Source organism: Paraburkholderia sediminicola (assembly GCF_046027355.1).
GTDB lineage: Bacteria > Pseudomonadota > Gammaproteobacteria > Burkholderiales > Burkholderiaceae > Paraburkholderia > Paraburkholderia sediminicola_B.
The window spans coordinates 108,709-126,822 of record NZ_JAQQEK010000005.1 but is presented as its reverse complement, the minus strand read 5'-3'; the positions used below and the strand labels follow the sequence as shown (position 1 = coordinate 126,822).

Here is an 18,114-nt window from a genome sequence, read left to right as displayed (position 1 = left end):
GAAGAAGCGTGCTGCTTTAGGTTTTTAGTACGCACCGCCCACACGATGCTGGGCGACGAAATGATCCGGTCCGACTGCAATGAGCGGCGCCACGATCGGTTCATCATTGAGCGCACGGATCGGGCTCGGAATCTCGTCGGCGGCGAGCATGCGTTTCGCGTGACGGCGCGCCGGATCGGCGACCGGCACCGCGCCCATCAACTTGCGCGTGTAGGGATGCTGCGGCGCTTCGAACACCGCGCGACGCGGACCGATTTCGACGATCTGCCCGAGATACATCACCGCGACGCGATGACTGACGCGTTCGACCACGGCCATGTCGTGCGAAATGAACAGATACGCGACGCCGAGTTCACGCTGCAGATCGAGCATCAGGTTGACGATCTGCGCTTGTACCGAGACGTCGAGTGCGGACACGGATTCGTCGGCGATCACGACTTTGGGGTTCAAGGCCAGTGCCCGCGCAATCGCGATGCGTTGCCGTTGACCGCCGGAGAATTCGTGCGGATAGCGCCGCGCGGCTTCGGGCGGCAGGCCGACTTTTTCGAGCAACCACGCCACGCGCGCCTGCGCTTCGGCACCCTGCGCAACGCCGTGCACGAGCAGCGGCTCCATGATCGAGAAGCCGACGGTCAAACGCGGATTCAGCGAGGCGAACGGGTCCTGGAAAATGAACTGGATATCGCGGCGCAGCGCCTGCAACGCGGGGCCCGTCAGCGAGCTGATTTCCTTGCCGTTGAATTCGATCGACCCGCTTTGACTTTCGACGAGACGCAGCAGCGAGCGGCCCGTGGTCGATTTGCCGCAACCCGATTCACCGACCAGCGCGAGCGTTTCGCCGGGCCGCAAATCGAAGCTGACTTTTTCCACCGCGTGCACGCGGCCCGTCAAGCGGCCGAACAATCCGCTCTTGACTGGAAAGCGCGTGACCAGATCGCGAACCCGCAGAATCGGCGGCGTGGTTTCTTGCACCAGCGGCTGCGTTTCTTCGGCGACGGCGGCAGCGGGACGCACGGCCTGGTCGGTGCCGCTAAGGCTCGCCTGCTCGACGGTCAGGATCGGAAACTTGGCCGGCTGATCCGTGCCTTGCATCGCGCCGAGACGCGGCACCGCAGCGAGCAGCGCCTTCGTATAAGGATGCGACGGCGCGGCGAACAGCGCGTCGGACGCGCCCTCTTCCACCTTCTCGCCGCGATACATCACCAGCACGCGGTCCGCCACTTCGGCGACCACACCCATGTCGTGCGTGATGAAGATCACGCCCATGTTCATCTCGTCCTGCAAGCCGCGAATCAATTGCAGGATCTGCGCCTGGATCGTCACGTCGAGCGCGGTGGTCGGCTCGTCGGCGATCAGCAAGGCGGGTTTGCACGACAGCGCCATCGCGATCATCACGCGCTGGCGCATGCCGCCCGACAGTTGATGCGGGAAACGCGCCGCCACGCGGCGCGCTTCCGGAATGCGCACGAGTTCGAGCAGGCGCAGCGTCTCGGCGTGCGCGGCGGAGCGGCTCTTGCCCTGATGCAAGGCGATCGCCTCGCTGATCTGATCGCCCACCGTGAAGACCGGATTGAGCGAGGTCATCGGTTCCTGAAAGATCATCGCGATGTCGGCGCCGCGAATCGAACGCATCGTGCCGGACGACGCTTTCGCGAGGTCGAGCACGCTGCCGTCGCGGCGCCGGAAAGCGATGCTGCCGCCGGCAAGGCGCCCACCGCCATGCTCGATCAGCCGCATCAACGCGAGCGAGGTTACCGATTTGCCCGAACCCGATTCGCCGACGATCGCCAGCGTCTCGCCACGCTCGACCGTCAGCGACAGATTGCGCACCGCGTTGAAGGTGGTGTCGCCGCTGCGGAATGCGACCGACAGATCGTCGACCGCGAGCACGCGTTGTGGCGGCAAGGTTTCGATAAGCGGACGGGCGGTGTGCGATGAAGTCGGCACGATGGTTCCTTTGAATTCGAACGCGGCTAACGGGGGTTCATGCTGTGAGCGGCCAGACTGACTAGCGGTAAATCGCCGTCACCGGCGTTTCTCCGAGCCGCGCAAAACCGCGATACATGCCTTCGGTATTGAACGGCAGCGTGACGTTGCCGCGCGCATCGACGGCGATCAGGCCGCCGCGTCCGTCGATCTTCGGCAGGCGGTTCATCACCACGTCGTCGGCCGCTTCCTGCAGCGACACGTTGCGGTAGGCCATTTGCGCGGCGACGTCGTAGGCGGCGACCATGCGCATGAACATTTCGCCCGAGCCGGTGGTCGAGACCGCGCACGTCGCGTCGTCCGCATAGCAGCCCGCGCCGATCAGCGGCGTATCGCCGACCCGGCCGGCCTGCTTGTTGGTGACGCCGCCCGTCGATGTCGCTGCAGCCACGTGCCCATGCTGATCGAGCGCGACCGCGCCGACGGTGCCGAACTTGCGGTTCGGATCGATCGGTTCGTGCGGCGTGGGATCGTCGTCACCCGGAGACGGCGCGGCGGCGAGCGTGGCGCCGTCGTGATCGAGCATGGCGCGCTGTTGCCCACGCGCGATCAGCCATTGACGATGGCGCGCTTCGGTATGGAAATACTCCGGCTCGGCGAATTCGAGGCCTTGCGCGGCGGCGAACGCTTCCGCGCCTTCGCCGGTGAACAGCACATGCTCGCTGCGTTCGAGCACGCGGCGCGCCGCCAGAATCGGATTGCGCACGCGCTTCACGCAGCAGATCGCGCCGGCTTCGAGCGTGCTGCCGTCCATGATCGCCGCGTCGAGTTCGTGCGTGCCGGCCGCCGTGTAGACCGCGCCACGGCCCGCGTTGAAGAGCGGACAATCTTCGAGCAGTCGTACGGCTTCGCTGACGGCGTCGAGCGCGCTGCCGCCGTCGGCGAGCACGCGCTGGCCGGCGCTCAGCACCGCGTGCAAGGCGGCGTGGTATTCGGCTTCGGCGCTGGCCGACATCGACGAGCGCAGGATCGTGCCTGCCCCGCCATGAATGGCAATGACTGCGTTGGAGTTCATCGTTTGGCTTTCGTAGTGCGAGGAGTGCGGGAAGTTCGGGTGGTTCGGGTCGCGCCGCGCGCGGGCCGCGCGCTCGTGCCGGCGGCCTCGGCTTGCGGGTCGACGAGCCACGGCAGCAGGAATTCGCTGACTTCGGCGGCGGCCTTCACCGAGCGTTTGGCCCGATACGCCACCGCGTCGCACAGCGCTTCGATCACGGCGAGCACGGCCGAATCGGCATTCGCCGCGAGCCGCCGGTCGGCGCGGACGTAGAGCGAGATGTCGGCAAACTGCGCGAGCGGCGAACGCGGACTGTCGGTCAGCGCGAGCACGCGAGCGCCACGGCCTGCCGCGCGATGCGCGAGTTCGATCGTGTCTTCGACGTAACGCGGGAAAGCGATGCCGATGACGAGATCGCCCTCGTTGGAAGCAAACAGACGCCGCGCGGCGTGCGACGGTCCGCCCATCAACGCGAGCGACTGCACGTTGTCGTGATACGGCATCAGGCCGTGTTCCATCAGACCCGCGAGAAACGCGCTGGCGCCGAAGCCGAGCACGAACACGCGGCGCGCGGCGATGATCGCTTCGACGGCGGCTTCGGCTGCGGCGCTATCGATTGCCGTGCGGGTGGCGTGCAGATTGTTGGCGGCCTGTTCGAGCGAGGCGTCGACCACATCGTCGCCGGCTGCGAGCGATTCCTGCGCACTGCGCAAGCGCTCGACCGGTGCGAGCGTCGCCTCGAAGCCGCGCACCAGCGCCTCACGAAACTGCGGATAGCCGTCGAAACCGAGCGCGCGGGCGAAGCGATTCGCCGTCGCCACCGACGCACCGACCACGCTGGCCAGTTCGTCGATCCGCATGGTCGCCGCGCGAAACAGATTGGCCAGTACGTAGTCACCCATGCGTCGATGGATCGGCGTGAGGGTCGGCATGGCCGCGGCGATACGCGCGGCGATGGCCTGCTCGGCGGAATCGGAAGCAACGGACGGTTGATGAATCATGCGAGCGAGGGCGCGGTGCAATGAAAATGAATGAAAGTATATTTACATAGAAATTTCACCGAAAAAAATTCATTTTCATTTTCAAGGGTTTTCACGGACGAGCCGCGCACAAACGACGTATCTCAAGCGCACACCGACGCGGCTTCGTGAAAATCAGTTTTCAGCAAACCGCTGCGCTTTGCTCGGGAATGCGATCAAGCCGCGCTGCCGGCGACATGACGATGATCAGCGCCTGCACGAGGAAGGCGGCCGCCGCAGCAACGAGACACGCGTCCATGCCCCACCGCGCGCTGATCGCGGCACCGAGCAACGCGCCGAGCGGGCGCGCGCCGTAGGTGGCGGTGCTATTGAGAGCGGAGACGCGGCCCATCATCCGTTCGGGCGTGATGGCCTGGCGCAGCGTGGTCGAGCCGACCACCCACAGAATCGGTCCGGCGCCGAGCAAAAAGAAGCTCAGCATCGCCAGCCAGAACGACGGCGCAACGAGTGTCGCCACCATGACGAGCGACGCGAGCAATCCGCACGAAGGCCCGATGATCAGCACGCGGCCGAATGCGAGGCGTCGCGCGATGGCGGGCGCGGCGAGTGCGCCGCACACCATGCCGACACCGTAGGCGCCGAGCGTCACGCCGACCGCCGACGCGCTCAAACTCAACCGATGCACCGCGTACGGCACATACACCGCTTGCAGCACGAAGAAGCCGAGGTTGAAAAACACCGCAGTCGCGAGCATCGGACGCAGCAGCGCATCGCGCAGCACGAAACGCGTACCATCGCGCAGTTCCAGCATGAAGTGACGTTGCGGCGCTGCAGTGCGCGGCGGTTCGCGCAAGCCCGCCAACAACGTGACAGCAAGCGCCGACAGCGCGGCCGCGCAGCCATACGCCCAACCCGCGCCGATCCAGCCGACCAGCAGTCCGCCGAGCGCCGGCCCCGCCGAATACGCCACGCTGCGCGCAAGTTCCAGCCGGCCGTTCGCGCTGGCGTACGCTTCACGCGGCACGAGCGCGGGCACCAACGAAGGCGCCGCGACGTTGTAGGCCACCGTGCCGGTCGCGGCGATGAAGCCGAGCGCGGCGAGCAGCGGCAGGCTCAATGCATGGGTCATGACGAGCAGCAGCACGCACAGCATGGCAATCACGCGCACGCTTTCGGCGAGTGTCATCAACGTGCGGCGCGAGCGACGGTCGGCCCACACGCCCAGCGGTATCGACAGCAACAGGAACGGCAGCGTCTGCGCGGTTTGCAACAGACCCGTGTCGCGCGCGTCGGCGCCGAGTGCAAAGACCGCGACGAGCGGCGCGGCGGCGAGGCTGATCTGTTCGGCGGATTGCGCGACCAGGTTCGACCACGCGAGCCGCTGAAAGGCGGCCGGCAGTCGGAGCGCGGTCGATGTAGAGGATGTAGCGTGCATCAATGAACTCCTGCGACGGGGATATGAAGGAGTTCATCGTGGTCCGACTCGCGCCGCGGGGCGCTCCGCTTCTTGCGGTGTTATTCTTCGCTCGCCATGAATCTCGAAAGCATTCTCTTTACTCAGGGTTTCGGCTCGCGCCGCCAATGCCGCGCGCTGATCGCCGACGCGCGCGTGAGCATCGGCGGCGCTGTCTGCACCGATGCCGACGCCGATTTCCTCATCGACGACACCAGCTTTTCCTTCAGCGTGGACGGCGTCATCTGGCCATATCGCGAGCAGGCCTATCTGCTCCTGAACAAGCCGGCGGGCTACGAGTGCTCGCGCGATCCGCAGCATCATCTGAGCGTGTTCAGCCTGTTGCCGCCGCAGTTCGCCGAGCGCGGCGTGCAATGCGTGGGCCGGCTCGATCAGGACACGACCGGCCTCCTGCTGCTCTCCGACGACGGCAAGTTCGTGCACCTGTTCACGTCGCCGAAACGCAAGGTGCCGAAGGTGTATATCGCGACCACGCGTCATCCGATCGACGACGCGCAATTGAGCACGCTGCGCGACGGCGTGCTGCTGCACGGCGAATCCAAACCGATTGCGGCAGTCGACGCCCAAGCACGCGGCAATCACGCGCTCGCGCTCACCGTGATGGAAGGCAAGTATCACCAGGTCAAGCGGATGATCGCCGCGGCCGGCAACCGTTGCGAGGCGCTGCATCGGGAGCGGATCGGCGGACTTGCTTTGCCCGAAACGCTTGCGCCAGGCGCTTGGCAATGGCTCGACGAAACCGACCTCGGATCTTTACGGAACGGGTAAACCGGTAGCACCCCTTTAAGCTCTTGATGCAGCAGGAAAACGCACGCGCGGCTGCGCACATAGCGCGCGCGGCGCCTGCTCGCGCGCTGCGTCGCAGCATGATCTTCCTTACACCTCGCCCTATACTCGTTTAAACAAAGACTACAAAGGGTTCAAGGAGGGGCGCCATGGTCATCCACGACAGTTTCCAGATTTCGTCCGTGATGATTGCTTTTGTGTGCGTCGGACTGGTCCTGATCGGCGGCTTGCTGGTCGTGATGCGGCTGCGGCACAAATATCATCCGAACCTGATCGGCGCATTGATCGGCGCGATGCTGTGTTTCCTGCTGTTGGAAGCATTGCCCGCGCTGACGTAGGCCTGGCGAGGCCGCGCCGCGCTGATGCAGTGGAGCGCGGCGCGGCGCGGGATTTTCCGGGCGGGGCCGGGAGAGATGGCTTTTTGCCGCGCTTTTTAGTGAGTTATTGCAGTGCGTGGGAAAGGTTGAAGCGACGCTTCTCAACCTATCCCTTCACGCCTTCACGCCTTCACGCCTTCACGCAGAAAATCTTCGACGCTCGGATACCGCAAGCGCACGCGCAATTCCTCTTTGAGACGCCGGTTCACGAGCCGCCTCGATTCACGCATGAAAGACAGCAAGGTCGGCTCGATCTGCGACTCCGCTTCGGCTCGCGTAATGCGCGGCGCACGCGCGAGGCCGAACGCGTCGGCGACCTCATCGAAGTACTCGCCCATTTTCAGCGACGTGTCGTCGGACGCGTGGACCACGCGCCCCGGCCGCCCGTGTGTGGCGAGGCGCACGAGGATGGCGGCCAGATCGTCGGCGTGAATGTGGTTGGTGTAGACGTCGTCGGCATCGATCAAGGCCGGCGTGCGCTTTTCGAGCCGCGCGAGCGGCAGGCGGTTGCCCGCATAGATGCCCGGAATCCGCGCGATGCTCGCCGCGACGCTGCCGCGCGCGGTCGCGCGCCGCAGTTGCCGTTCGGCCGAGACACGGCGCTTGGCGCGCGCATTGGCTGCTTGCGTCACGCGCGTCTCGTCGATCCACGCGCCGCCGCAGTCGCCGTAGACGCCCGTCGTGCTCGCGTACACGAGGCGTACGGGTGTGCGCGAGCCGGCGGTCCGGCGCACCCCGTCGGGTACAATATCGGCTGTTCCAGATTCCGCCCACGAGGCACGAAGGTGGCGCAACCGCCCTATCGGCGGAACCGTAGGCGCCACGGCGGCTCGCGCTGAATCGCGGCGCGCACCCAGCGTAGCGAGCAAGGCGCGAGTACGGCGGTCGTCGTCGCCGGTTTTTTGCGGCGGGGCGAGATGCAGCACCGTCGGCGCGAGGCCCGCAAGCCGTTTCAGGCTGCGGCGCACATCCAGATCGCCGACCAGCGGCGTGACGCCAGCGGCGCGCAATTCGGCGCAGCGCCCGGCGTGGCTGGTCAGCGCAAAGACATGCGCGCGCGGCCGCAGCAAGGGCGCGCAGCGCATGCCGACATCGCCGCAACCTACGATTAACACGCGCGGCCGGCGGAAGTTTCGTGTCGCTTTCATGGTGGACGCATTGTAGCCGTCATGCGCGGCACGCACCGCGCAGTTGACACGGCGGGTCCGATAACGCGGGTCCGATAACGATTACCGACTTTTCGATTTCGAACACTTTATGGCATTTAACGTCACGCTCCGGCAAAGCGGCCGGCAGTTTCAGGTAGAACAGGACGAACCGGTGCTGAGCGCCGCCTTGCGCCAGGGCATCGGCCTGCCGTACGGCTGCAAGAACGGCGCTTGCGGTTCGTGCAAGGGCACCGTGGTCAGCGGGGAAATCGAGCAGCGTCCGCATTCGTCGTCGGCTTTGTCGAACGACGAAAAGACGCGCGGCATGGCGCTCTTTTGCTGCGCGACCGCTTGCACCGACCTCGAAGTGGACATTCGCGAAGTAGCGGGCGTCGGCGACGTGCAGGTCAAGAAGCTGCCGTGCCGCGTGAACGCGATCGAGCGCAAGGCCGACGACGTCGTCGTGCTGAAGCTGCAATTGCCCGCCAACGAGCGTCTGCAATATCTCGCCGGCCAGTACCTCGAATTTATTCTGAAAGACGGCAAGCGCCGCAGCTATTCGATGGCGAACGCGCCGCACACGGAAGGCCCGATCGAATTGCACATCCGCCACATGCCCGGCGGCGCCTTCACCGATCACGTGTTCAACACCATGAAGGAGCGCGACATCCTGCGCTTCGAAGCGCCGCTCGGCACGTTCTTCCTGCGCGAAGATTCGGACAAGCCGATCGTGCTGCTTGCCTCGGGTACGGGCTTCGCGCCGCTGAAGGCGATCGTCGAACACGCGGCGTTCAAAAACCTGAACCGTCCGATGACGCTCTACTGGGGCGCGCGTCGTAAGAAGGATCTGTATCTGCTCGAGTTGGCCGAGCAATGGGCGCGCGAGATTCCGAACTTCAAGTTCGTGCCGGTGCTGTCGGAGCCGGACGCGAGCGACGCATGGACGGGCCGCGTCGGCTTCGTGCATCGCGCGGTGATCGAGGACTTGCCGGATCTGTCGGCGTACCAGGTGTATGCGTGCGGTGCGCCGGTGATGGTCGAGTCGGCGCAGCGCGATTTCACGCAACATCACGGTCTGCCGGAAGACGAGTTCTACGCAGATTCGTTCACCAGCGCAGCGGATCTGGCGAACGCGGTTTGATGGGAGAGGCATCGGCGTAGGTGCGTCGATGCTCGCTATGCGCATTTCTGGAAGCGCGGCTATGCAAATGGCCGCGCTTCGCGCATTGATGGCTCCTCGTCCTTCCAGGCGAAGGGCGCTGGTGGACGACGCAACCAGCCGTCTACGCCGAAGTGATCGCTCAGCCTGTCGCACACCGCATTGCGCAGCGCTATTTCGACGACCGCCGTGACGCTCATCAACGCCCCGGCGAGTTGCAGCATCTGTTGATGAAGCGCAACGGCCGCGCGCGTCGTGCCCGCCATCGCGTGAAAAATACTCAGGCGTTCTCCGGAAAGCAGCGCTGCAACCGCTGAAATTTCCTGGTCTGTCAGGTGGTCCATTGACGCGCGTCTCCTCGGCTTTTAGAATTGTTAGTGATAAGTCGGGATCAGCGTCGGCAGCTATCTTCGGATGGGCGGACCCCCGGCTTCCTGATTCAGAATGGGCGCTCAGTCGAGCGCCCATTTGCTTTTCCAGCGGCCGTTCTTCGTGACCTGCCCCGCCCGCCGGCCAAGCGGTTTAAACGACCGCCGTCACATTTTAGTCAGCCGGACATCTCATAATCGGCAAGCAGCATGAACTCGTGCAGCGGACAAAAATATCCCTCCGACGCAAATTCATGGTTTACACCAGCGCTTTCCTTGTCGTATTCTTTCGCGCATGAACCGCATCCAGTCCGAACTTCGACGTCGCCGCTCGCCGCTCCCCTAGGGACGCCGCTGGCTTCGTCACGGATTCGCGCCACACAAAGGCGCAAGCTGTTCGAATCATGAAAGCCACGGCATGCCGTGGCTTTTCTGTTTTTCCGGCCCTTGATTTCGTAGTTGGCCAATCTTCATCCACCCTTCACCCCCCGCTGTCTGGAGCCTGCCGTCATGAATTTCAATGAATATCCGATCGAGTCGCTGATGTACATCACGAACCGGCCCGAAATCGTTTTCACGCACGGCAAAGGCTCGTGGCTCTATGACAATAACGGCAAGCGATATCTGGACTTCATCCAGGGCTGGGCGGTCAACAGCCTCGGTCATTGCAACGACGGCATGATCGAAGCGCTGAACAAGCAGGCGCAATTGCTGATCAATCCGTCACCGGCTTTCTACAACCAGCCGATGGCGCAACTCGCCGGCCTGCTCACGCAACATAGCTGCTTCGACAAAGTGTTCTTCGCCAACAGCGGCGCCGAAGCCAACGAAGGCGCGATCAAGCTCGCGCGCAAGTGGGGCAAGAAATTCAAGGACGGCGCGTTCGAGATCATCACGTTCGATCACAGCTTCCACGGCCGCACGCTGGCCACCATGTCGGCGAGCGGCAAGCCGGGCTGGGACACGATCTACGCACCGCAAGTGCCGGGCTTCCCGAAGGCGGATCTGAACGATATCGCGTCGGTGGAGAAGCTCATCAACGGGAAAACCGTTGCCGTGATGCTCGAACCGATTCAGGGCGAAGGCGGCGTGATTCCCGCGACGCGCGAGTTCATGCAGCAACTGCGCGAGCTGACCAAAAAGCACAACCTGCTGCTGATCGTCGACGAAGTGCAAAGCGGTTGCGGCCGTGCCGGCACGCTGTTCGCGTATGAGCTGTCGGGCATCGAGCCGGACATCATGACGCTCGGCAAAGGCATCGGCGGCGGCGTGCCGCTCGCGGCGCTGCTCGCGAAAGCGGAGATCGCCGTGTTCGAAGCGGGCGATCAGGGCGGCACCTATAACGGCAATCCGCTGATGACCGCGGTCGGCTACTCGGTGATCTCGCAACTCACGGCGCCGGGTTTCCTCGAAGGCGTGCGGGCGCGCGGCGAGTATCTGCGCTCGAAGCTGCTGGAGTTGTCGGAAGAACGCGGCTTCTTGGGCGAACGCGGTGAAGGCCTGCTGCGCGCGCTGCTGCTCGGCAAGGACATCGGCAACCAGATCGTCGAAAAGGCGCGCGACATGCAGCCCGACGGCCTGCTGCTGAACGCGGCGCGTCCGAACCTGCTGCGCTTCATGCCGGCGCTGAACGTGACGAACGAGGAAATCGACCAGATGATGGCGATGCTGCGTTCGATTCTCGACACGCTGTAATCGAACAGGACCGCGCGTATGACGTCGAGCGCAACGTTGTCGATCCGCCGCTTCGAAGCGAGCGACACCGATGCCGTGGTCGCACTGTGGCAGGAGGCCTTCCCAGAGTATCGGGACGTCACGAGGCCGCAGCGCAATCCGCATCTGTCGATCGCCAACAAGCTGGCGACGCAACCGGAACTGTTCTTTGTCGCGGTGCTCGGCGAGCGGATCGTCGGCACGGTGATGGGCGGCTACGACGGCCACCGCGGCTGGCTGTATTCGCTCGCGGTGGATGAGTCGCTGCGTCGTCATGGGATCGGCACGCGCCTCGTCGCGCATGTCGAAAACGCACTGACGGAGCGTGGCTGTCCGAAGCTGAATCTGCAGGTGTTGTCCGCCAAGGCCGATGTGCGCGCGTTTTACGAGGCGCTCGGTTATCGCGCCGATGCGGTGGTCAGTCTCGGCAAGCGTCTGGGTGAGTTGGCAGATCCTGTGCCCGCTGTTTAAAGCCGCGCCGAATAGAAAAAGGCCGCATGCGTGTTCTGCGCATGCGGCCTTTTTCTTAGGCAGAGCAAACTAACCGGGCTTATTCACCCAAATAAGCCGCCCGCACCTTCGGATCATCCAGCATCTGCTTCGCGTCACCCGACATCGTGACCAGACCCGAGTCCATCACGTAGCCGCGATTCGCCGCCTGCAGCGCCAGACGCGCGTTCTGCTCGACCAGCAGCACGGTCATGCCTTCGGCCGAAATCGCCCGCACCACTTCGAAGATCTTCTCGACCATGATCGGCGACAGACCCATCGACGGTTCGTCCAGCAGCAACAGCTTGGGACGCGAGATGATCGCGCGCGCCATCGCCAGCATCTGCTGTTCGCCGCCCGAGAGCGTGCCCGCGTATTGCGTCGCGCGCTCCTTCAGACGCGGGAAGAAGCCGAACATGCGATCCACGTCCGCCTTGATGCCGTCCGTATCGGTACGCAGATAAGCGCCCATCTGCATGTTCTCGACGATCGACATGCGCGCGAAGATGCCACGGCCTTCCGGCACCATCGCCAGACCACGCTTGAGCAACAGGTGCGGCGGCACGCCCTTGATCGACTCGCCCATGTACTCGATGTCGCCGATCGTGTACGGCTTCAGACCCGTGATCGCCTTCATCGTCGTGGTCTTGCCCGCGCCGTTCGCGCCGATCAGCGTGACCAGCTCGCCCTGCGCGACCTCGAGGTCGATCCCCTTGACTGCCTGGATGCCGCCGTAATTGACCTGCAGGCCCTTGATTTTCAACATTGCCGTTGCCATTAGTGGACCCCCGCACCCAGATAAGCTTCGATCACCTTCGGATCCTTCTGCACGTCGTGCGGCAGACCTTGCGCAATCACCTTGCCGTAGTCGAGCACCGTCATCTGGTTGCACAGACCCATCACGAGTTTCACGTCGTGTTCGATCAGCAGGATCGTCTTGCCGTCCGCGCGGATCTTGTCGAGCAGCTTGGTCAGCTCGACCTTCTCCGTCGCGTTCATGCCGGCGGCCGGTTCGTCCAGCGCGAGCAGCTTCGGATCGGTCGCCAGTGCGCGGGCAATCTCCAGCCGGCGCTGGTGGCCGTACGACAGGTTGCGCGACGTGTAGTCCGCGTACTGCGCAATGCCGACGTACTCCAGCAGTTCGATCGCGCGTTCCTTGATCTCGCGCTCTTCCTTGCGCTCGGCCGGCGTCTGGAACACTGCGCCGAGCAGGCCGTGTTTCGTACGGACGTGGCGCCCGACCATCACGTTTTCCAGCGCGGTCATGCCGCCGAACAGACGGATGTTCTGGAACGTGCGCGCGATGCCGGCTTTCGCCACCTGATACACCGCGGTCGGTGTGTAGTTCTCGCCGTCGAGCTTGAACTCGCCCGAATCCGGCGTATACAGGCCCGTGATCACGTTGAAGAAGGTCGTCTTGCCGGCGCCGTTCGGGCCGATCAGACCGTAAATCTGGCCGGACTTGATCTCAAGCCCGACGTCGGACAGCGCCTGCAAACCGCCGAAGCGTTTGTTCACGCCCTTCACGGACAGTCGAATGTTATCGCTCATAGTTATTCACCTCGTCCGTTAGGCCCGTACCGGCTTCTTGCCGCTACGCTTCGACAGTTTAGCGATCTTGTCTTCATGCTTGGGCGACGGCCACAAGCCTTCCGAGCGGTACAGCATGATCAGCACCATCGCGAGTGCGTAGACCAGCTGACGGATCACTTCCGTATCGACGATTTCGTGGCCGAAGACCATGTTCTGCAGCGGACCCATTGTCGAGCGCAGGAATTCCGGCAGCACCGCGAGCAGCACCGCGCCGAGAATCACGCCCGGAATGTGGCCCATGCCGCCCAGCACCACGCATGCCAGCACGACGATCGACTCCGGCAGCGTGAACGATTCCGGCGACACGAAGCCCTGGAACGAGCCGAACATCGCGCCCGACAGGCCGCCGAACGACGCGCCCATCGCGAACGCCAGCAGCTTCACGTTACGGGTGTTGATGCCCATCGCCTTGGCGGCGATTTCGTCTTCACGGATCGCGGCCCACGCACGACCGATACGCGAGTGCTGCAGGCGCGTACACACCCAGATCACCAACAGCGCGGCCAGCACGAACAGGTAGTAGTACGAGTACACCGACGGGAACTGGAAGCCGAACAGCGAGTGCGTCTGCGCGAGGCTGAAGTCGCCGACGTGCACCGGGTCGATCGCCGTGATCCCCTTCGGGCCGTTGGTGATGTTCACCGGGCGGTCGAGGTTGTTCAGGAAGATCCGCACGATTTCCCCGAAGCCCAACGTCACGATGGCGAGGTAGTCGCCCCGCAGACGTAGCGTCGGTGCGCCGAGAATCACGCCGAAGAACGCGGCGACGCCCATCGCGCAGGGCACGATGATCAGGAACGGCACGTGCATGCCATTCGGCGCGAGATGCGCGATCCACTCGAACTGCGACGCCAGGTGCGGTGAGCTCAGCAACGCGGCCGTGTAGGCGCCGACCGCGTAGAACGCGATGTAGCCCAAGTCCAGCAGGCCGGCGAAGCCGACCACCACGTTGAGGCCGAGCGCGAGCATCACGTACAGCATCGCGAAGTCGAGCACGCGGACCCAGTAGTTGCCGCCGGCCGTGCCGATGATCATCGGCGCGGCGATCACGAAGATCGCGGTGATGATGCCGACGGTCAGCGTCTTCGTCAGGTTCTTTTCAGGGATGAGCGTCGTGGACGGCTCGATCGGTTGAATTGAGGTCATGTTTGCTTTCTCCCAGGATCAGGCGCGATCCGCAACGCGTTCGCCGAGCAGGCCCGACGGACGGAACACCAGCACGATGATCAGCACGATGAATGCGAACACGTCCTGATAGTTACTACCGAACACACCGCCGGTGAGGTTGCCGATATATCCGGCGCCCAGCTGTTCGATCAGGCCGAGAATCACGCCGCCGACCATCGCCCCGCCGAGGTTGCCGATCCCGCCCAGCACCGCCGCGGTAAAGGCCTTCAGGCCGGGAATGAAGCCCATATAGAAGTGCGCGTTGCCGTATTCCGACGCGATCATCACGCCGGCCAGTGCGGCGAGCGCCGAGCCGATCATGAAGGTGGCCGAGATCACGAAGTTCGGGTTCACGCCCATCAGCGAGGCATTGCCCGGGTTCTCGGCGATCGCCCGCATGGCGCGACCGAGCTTGGTCTTGTGCACCAGCAGCAGCAGGCCGCCCATCACGAGGAACGCCACCACGATGATCACGATTTCAGTCATCGAGATCACGGCGCCAGGCGTCGTGTCGGTGGCCTTGATCACGTTCAGCGGGTCGGTAGGCAACAGCTGCGGGAACGGCAGCGGGTTGCGCGACCAGATCATCATGGCCAGCGTCTGCAGCAGGATCGACACGCCGATGGCGGTGATCAGCGGCGCGAGACGCGGCGCTTTACGCAACGGCCGGTAGGCCACGCGCTCGATCGTGTAGCCGACCGCCGAGCACACAATGGCCGCGATGATCAGCGCGATGATGAGCGTCGGCACATTGCCGAGGCCGGGGAAGTGGTTCTGAAGCACGCCTATGGCTGAGAGCGCAACCATCGCGCCCACCATCAACACATCGCCGTGAGCGAAGTTGATGATGCCCAAGATGCCGTAAACCATCGTATAGCCCAGTGCGATGATGGCGTAAACGCTGCCAAGCACCAGCCCGTTGAGGACCTGCTGGATGAAAATATCCATTTAATGCTCCTTAGCCCGTGCGACTGGATTCGCGTTCTTCATCAGCCGGTGGGCGGTGATGCGGTACGCCAATCTCAACGGCACTGCGGGTACTGATGTAAAAGACCGGTAAGGGTTATCCGCTGCCGGTTCGCCTTGGCGACTGGATGACAGTCGCGGGCTTGCCTTGGGCGGATGCAAAAACGGCACCGTTGGGTGGTTTCGGTGCCGTCAGGCTGAACGTCCCGTCATCACATCTTCACGACGTCGAGAACTGCTTTTTTGCCGTCCTTGAAGTCGTAAAGCGTAATGGCGCCCTCTTTCAAATCACCCTTGTCGTCGAACGCGATGTGACCGATTACCCCGTTGTAATCAGTCGACGGCATCGCAGCCAGCACCTTGGGCGCCTCGATCGAATTAGCGCGCTTCATTGCATCGACAATCACGTACACAGCGTCATACGTGAACGGCGCGTAAATCTGCACCGGTGTGTGGAAGCGTTCCACGTACTTCTTTTCGAAGTCCGCTCCCTTGTCCATTTTCGAAAGCGCGAGTCCTGCCTCCGAACAGACCAGGTTTTGCACGGCGGTTCCCGCCAGCTCACCCACCTTGTCGGTACACACACCGTCGCCGCCAAGGATTTTTGCCCTGATACCGAGCGCCGCCGCCTGTTTGGTGAACGGCCCGCCCGTCGCGTCCATGCCGCCGAACATGATTACGTCCGGCTGAACACGCTTGATCTTTCTAAGGACGGCTTGAAACTCCGTAGCCCTGTCATTCGTGGATTCGCGCGAGACGATCTTTGCCCCGCTCGCCTGTGCCGCCTTCGCAAACTCGTCGGCCAATCCCTTACCGTAGACGCTCGAGTCGTCGACGATCGCGATGCGTTTCGCGTTAAGCACCTTCGTTGCGTAATTGGCAAGCGCCGGCCCCTGCTGGGCATCGGTCGCGACCACGCGATAAGTCGTCTTGAAACCTTGTTGCGTGTACCCCGGGTTCGTCGACGACGGCGAGATTTGCACGATGCCGGCATCGCTATAGATCTTCGACGCAGGAATCGAGACGCCCGAGTTCAAGTGGCCGACCACGGCGACGACATGATCGTCGACGAATCTTTCAGCGACCGCCGTTCCCGTTTTCGGGTCCGCGGCGTCGTCTTGCGCGTCGAGCTCCAACTCGATCTTGTGGCCGTCGATGGTCAAACCCTGCGTGTTGATTTCGTCAACCGCCAAACGCGCGCCGTTTTCATTGTCTTTACCGAGATGAGCAATGGGTCCCGTCAATGGGGCCGCATGACCGATCTTGACGATAGTCGCCTCGCTCGCCGGCGCCGCCGCGGCCGTAGCCGCCGACGCCCCCGCTCCCGCCTCGCCATCCTGTTTCTTGCCGCACGCGGTCAACATCGCAACCGCGGCCGCGATGGACACGGCGTAAGCAAATTTGACTCGCATTAAGTAGGTCTCCTGCGCCTTCCAAAAACTATTGTTCGGGGCCCTAAGGCCTTGAGAACGCGCGCATTGTAACTCCAATTTTGCGACGGGCAATATTGTTGAACCGGCAGGGTTTTCCTGCATTGCAACCTTATTTTGAGAGCGAAATCCGCCAATAGGCGCAACCCGGTTGCGATTGTTTTTCGTGCATCAGTTGCACCACCGCTGCACCCAATAGCATCAAGTGTTGCAGCAAATTCCCCCGACACCCGATTGCACCGTGCTTCGCGTTAAGTATTACGTTTCCATCAATATCGAGACGCACGCACTATCTTAGTGCGTCAAAAAACCGCTCAGCCGCTTTAGGTCTAATAAAACGGGGACGCATCACTTATAAATCTATAAAAAACCGGATCACATTTCAAAGAAATTTGTGCGAGAGGACACCAAAATCGGCACTTTTCTATGATCTGGCACTTTATTTATTGTGAGCTCGCTGAAGTTGAGAGATAAAAAAAGCGCGCCCGAGGGCGCGCTTTTCTTTCAGCAATGAGTGGATCGTCAGGCCGGCAGACCCAGCCCGCGCGGCAACGGAAACGCGATGTTTTCCTCGATGCCATCCAGCGCGCGCACGTTGCGCACGCCGAGCTCACGCAGCCGGGCGATCACCGCCTGCGCCAGCACCTCCGGCGCCGAGGCGCCGGCCGTCACGCCGATGCGGCGTTTGCCCTCGACCCAGACCGGCTCGATCTGATCGGGCGAGTCCACCATATAGGCAGGCACGCCGAGCTTTTCGGCCAGCTCGCGCAGCCGGTTGGAGTTTGAACTATTCGGGCTGCCGACCACGATCACGACGTCGCACTGCGGCGCCATGAACTTCACCGCGTCCTGGCGGTTTTGCGTGGCGTAGCAGATGTCCTGCTTCTTCGGTTCGCGGATGGACGGGTATTTGGCCTTCAACGCGCCGATGATCTCGGCGGCGTCGTCGACCGAGAGCGTGGTTTGCGTGACGAAGGCGATCCGCTCGGGGTCGGCCAGTTGCAACGCCTGCACGTCTTCGATGTCTTCCACCAGATGCATGCCCTCGCCCGCCTGCCCCATTGTGCCTTCGACCTCAGGATGGCCTTTGTGGCCAATCATCACGATGTCGAAGCCGTCCTGGCGCATCTTCGCGACTTCGATATGCACCTTGGTCACGAGCGGACACGTAGCGTCGTACACGCGCAGCCCGCGCGACTCGGCTTCCGAACGCACGGCCTTCGACACACCGTGCGCGCTGAAAATGACCGTGTTGCCGGGCGGCACTTCTTCCAGCCGCTCGATGAAAATCGCCCCCTTCTTGCGCAGATCCTCGACGACGTATGCGTTATGGACGATTTCGTGACGCACATAGATCGGCGAGCCGTGCAGCTTGATAGCCCGCTCGACGATCTCGATCGCCCGGTCGACGCCGGCGCAGAACCCGCGCGGCTGCGCCAGCAGGATCTCGGTTTCAGCAAGAGTCGTATCCGTGGTGCTCATGT

General features: G+C 63.2%; 18 protein-coding genes. 5 read left to right on the top strand and 13 right to left on the bottom strand.

Annotated elements, in window-relative coordinates:
• Positions 1 to 24: 24 nt before the first annotated feature.
• From PQR42_RS10750 to PQR42_RS10735, 4 genes are all read right to left on the bottom strand, one after another.
• The gene (locus PQR42_RS10750) at positions 25 to 1,947 is read right to left on the bottom strand and encodes a dipeptide ABC transporter ATP-binding protein (protein ID WP_408213966.1); all 1,923 of its coding nucleotides are present in this window, start codon (positions 1,945 to 1,947) and stop codon (positions 25 to 27) included.
• A 61-nt stretch (positions 1,948 to 2,008) separates the two neighbouring features.
• Complete coding sequence (locus PQR42_RS10745) at positions 2,009 to 3,001, bottom strand: isoaspartyl peptidase/L-asparaginase family protein (protein WP_408213963.1); 993 nt, start codon at positions 2,999 to 3,001, stop codon at positions 2,009 to 2,011.
• Positions 2,998 to 3,981 carry a MurR/RpiR family transcriptional regulator gene (locus tag PQR42_RS10740; protein WP_132373407.1) on the bottom strand — a complete coding sequence of 328 codons (984 nt, stop codon included), beginning with the start codon at positions 3,979 to 3,981 and terminating at the stop codon, positions 2,998 to 3,000. The genes PQR42_RS10745 and PQR42_RS10740 overlap by 4 nt, the downstream gene beginning before the upstream one ends.
• A 160-nt stretch (positions 3,982 to 4,141) precedes the next feature.
• Complete coding sequence (locus PQR42_RS10735; RefSeq protein WP_408389569.1) at positions 4,142 to 5,395, bottom strand: MFS transporter; 1,254 nt, start codon at positions 5,393 to 5,395, stop codon at positions 4,142 to 4,144.
• A 96-nt stretch (positions 5,396 to 5,491) separates the two neighbouring features.
• Here PQR42_RS10735 and PQR42_RS10730 point away from each other — a divergent pair, with 96 nt between their 5' ends.
• Positions 5,492 to 6,202, top strand: a complete 711-nt coding sequence (locus PQR42_RS10730) for a pseudouridine synthase (RefSeq protein ID WP_408389571.1) — start codon at positions 5,492 to 5,494, stop codon at positions 6,200 to 6,202.
• Positions 6,203 to 6,369: 167 nt separating this feature from the next.
• Complete coding sequence (locus tag PQR42_RS10725) at positions 6,370 to 6,558, top strand: hypothetical protein (RefSeq protein WP_408213952.1); 189 nt, start codon at positions 6,370 to 6,372, stop codon at positions 6,556 to 6,558.
• Positions 6,559 to 6,719: 161 nt separating this feature from the next.
• On the opposite strand, the gene PQR42_RS10720 is transcribed toward PQR42_RS10725, so the two are convergent.
• Positions 6,720 to 7,745, bottom strand: a complete 1,026-nt coding sequence (locus tag PQR42_RS10720) for a Rossmann-fold NAD(P)-binding domain-containing protein (RefSeq protein ID WP_408389573.1) — start codon at positions 7,743 to 7,745, stop codon at positions 6,720 to 6,722.
• Positions 7,746 to 7,854: 109 nt separating this feature from the next.
• Here PQR42_RS10720 and PQR42_RS10715 point away from each other — a divergent pair, with 109 nt between their 5' ends.
• Positions 7,855 to 8,886 (top strand): CDP-6-deoxy-delta-3,4-glucoseen reductase, encoded by a 1,032-nt coding sequence (locus PQR42_RS10715; protein WP_408389575.1) that lies wholly within the window; start codon positions 7,855 to 7,857, stop codon positions 8,884 to 8,886.
• Positions 8,887 to 8,945: 59 nt separating this feature from the next.
• On the opposite strand, the gene PQR42_RS10710 is transcribed toward PQR42_RS10715, so the two are convergent.
• Positions 8,946 to 9,248: a hypothetical protein gene (locus PQR42_RS10710; RefSeq protein ID WP_408389577.1), complete on the bottom strand. Its 303-nt coding sequence runs from the start codon at positions 9,246 to 9,248 to the stop codon at positions 8,946 to 8,948.
• 203 nt (positions 9,249 to 9,451) lie between these two features.
• Positions 9,452 to 9,739, bottom strand: a complete 288-nt coding sequence (locus tag PQR42_RS10705; protein WP_408213943.1) for a hypothetical protein — start codon at positions 9,737 to 9,739, stop codon at positions 9,452 to 9,454.
• A gap of 43 nt (positions 9,740 to 9,782) precedes the next feature.
• On the opposite strand from PQR42_RS10705, the gene PQR42_RS10700 reads away from it, so the two are divergent.
• Positions 9,783 to 10,967 carry an acetylornithine transaminase gene (locus PQR42_RS10700; protein ID WP_408389579.1) on the top strand — a complete coding sequence of 395 codons (1,185 nt, stop codon included), beginning with the start codon at positions 9,783 to 9,785 and terminating at the stop codon, positions 10,965 to 10,967.
• An 18-nt stretch (positions 10,968 to 10,985) separates the two neighbouring features.
• The gene (locus PQR42_RS10695) at positions 10,986 to 11,456 is read left to right on the top strand and encodes a GNAT family acetyltransferase (RefSeq protein ID WP_408389581.1); all 471 of its coding nucleotides are present in this window, start codon (positions 10,986 to 10,988) and stop codon (positions 11,454 to 11,456) included.
• A 79-nt stretch (positions 11,457 to 11,535) separates the two neighbouring features.
• Here the strand turns inward: PQR42_RS10695 and PQR42_RS10690 are convergent, their stop codons facing one another.
• From PQR42_RS10690 to ispH, 6 genes are all read right to left on the bottom strand, one after another.
• The gene (locus PQR42_RS10690) at positions 11,536 to 12,252 is read right to left on the bottom strand and encodes an ABC transporter ATP-binding protein (RefSeq protein WP_408227842.1); all 717 of its coding nucleotides are present in this window, start codon (positions 12,250 to 12,252) and stop codon (positions 11,536 to 11,538) included.
• Entirely contained in the window at positions 12,252 to 13,025 is a 774-nt protein-coding gene (locus PQR42_RS10685; protein WP_408213932.1) for an ABC transporter ATP-binding protein, read from the bottom strand. The genes PQR42_RS10690 and PQR42_RS10685 overlap by 1 nt, the downstream gene beginning before the upstream one ends.
• Positions 13,026 to 13,043: 18 nt before the next feature.
• The gene (locus PQR42_RS10680) at positions 13,044 to 14,213 is read right to left on the bottom strand and encodes a branched-chain amino acid ABC transporter permease (RefSeq protein ID WP_408213929.1); all 1,170 of its coding nucleotides are present in this window, start codon (positions 14,211 to 14,213) and stop codon (positions 13,044 to 13,046) included.
• A gap of 18 nt (positions 14,214 to 14,231) precedes the next feature.
• Positions 14,232 to 15,182, bottom strand: coding sequence for a branched-chain amino acid ABC transporter permease (locus tag PQR42_RS10675; RefSeq protein WP_408213927.1), 951 nt, complete (start codon positions 15,180 to 15,182; stop codon positions 14,232 to 14,234).
• A 230-nt stretch (positions 15,183 to 15,412) separates the two neighbouring features.
• On the bottom strand, positions 15,413 to 16,612 hold the full coding sequence (locus PQR42_RS10670; RefSeq protein WP_408213924.1) for a branched-chain amino acid ABC transporter substrate-binding protein: 1,200 nt from the start codon (positions 16,610 to 16,612) through the stop codon (positions 15,413 to 15,415).
• A 540-nt stretch (positions 16,613 to 17,152) separates the two neighbouring features.
• Positions 17,153 to 18,112 carry a 4-hydroxy-3-methylbut-2-enyl diphosphate reductase gene (gene ispH, locus PQR42_RS10665; protein ID WP_408213921.1) on the bottom strand — a complete coding sequence of 320 codons (960 nt, stop codon included), beginning with the start codon at positions 18,110 to 18,112 and terminating at the stop codon, positions 17,153 to 17,155.
• Positions 18,113 to 18,114: the final 2 nt, after the last annotated feature.

Bases quoted from the DNA above. Each gene is read 5' to 3' on its own strand.
- PQR42_RS10745 (WP_408213963.1), bottom strand. From the start codon at position 3,001: ATGAACTCCAACGCAGTCATTGCCATTCATGGCGGGGCAGGCACGATC.
- PQR42_RS10740 (WP_132373407.1), bottom strand. From the start codon at position 3,981: ATGATTCATCAACCGTCCGTTGCTTCCGATTCCGCCGAGCAGGCCATC.
- PQR42_RS10735 (WP_408389569.1), bottom strand. From the start codon at position 5,395: ATGCACGCTACATCCTCTACATCGACCGCGCTCCGACTGCCGGCCGCC.
- PQR42_RS10730 (WP_408389571.1), top strand. From the start codon at position 5,492: ATGAATCTCGAAAGCATTCTCTTTACTCAGGGTTTCGGCTCGCGCCGC.
- PQR42_RS10725 (WP_408213952.1), top strand. From the start codon at position 6,370: ATGGTCATCCACGACAGTTTCCAGATTTCGTCCGTGATGATTGCTTTT.
- PQR42_RS10720 (WP_408389573.1), bottom strand. From the start codon at position 7,745: ATGAAAGCGACACGAAACTTCCGCCGGCCGCGCGTGTTAATCGTAGGT.
- PQR42_RS10715 (WP_408389575.1), top strand. From the start codon at position 7,855: ATGGCATTTAACGTCACGCTCCGGCAAAGCGGCCGGCAGTTTCAGGTA.
- PQR42_RS10710 (WP_408389577.1), bottom strand. From the start codon at position 9,248: ATGGACCACCTGACAGACCAGGAAATTTCAGCGGTTGCAGCGCTGCTT.
- PQR42_RS10700 (WP_408389579.1), top strand. From the start codon at position 9,783: ATGAATTTCAATGAATATCCGATCGAGTCGCTGATGTACATCACGAAC.
- PQR42_RS10695 (WP_408389581.1), top strand. From the start codon at position 10,986: ATGACGTCGAGCGCAACGTTGTCGATCCGCCGCTTCGAAGCGAGCGAC.
- PQR42_RS10690 (WP_408227842.1), bottom strand. From the start codon at position 12,252: ATGGCAACGGCAATGTTGAAAATCAAGGGCCTGCAGGTCAATTACGGC.
- PQR42_RS10685 (WP_408213932.1), bottom strand. From the start codon at position 13,025: ATGAGCGATAACATTCGACTGTCCGTGAAGGGCGTGAACAAACGCTTC.
- PQR42_RS10680 (WP_408213929.1), bottom strand. From the start codon at position 14,213: ATGACCTCAATTCAACCGATCGAGCCGTCCACGACGCTCATCCCTGAA.
- PQR42_RS10675 (WP_408213927.1), bottom strand. From the start codon at position 15,182: ATGGATATTTTCATCCAGCAGGTCCTCAACGGGCTGGTGCTTGGCAGC.
- PQR42_RS10670 (WP_408213924.1), bottom strand. From the start codon at position 16,612: ATGCGAGTCAAATTTGCTTACGCCGTGTCCATCGCGGCCGCGGTTGCG.
- ispH (WP_408213921.1), bottom strand. From the start codon at position 18,112: ATGAGCACCACGGATACGACTCTTGCTGAAACCGAGATCCTGCTGGCG.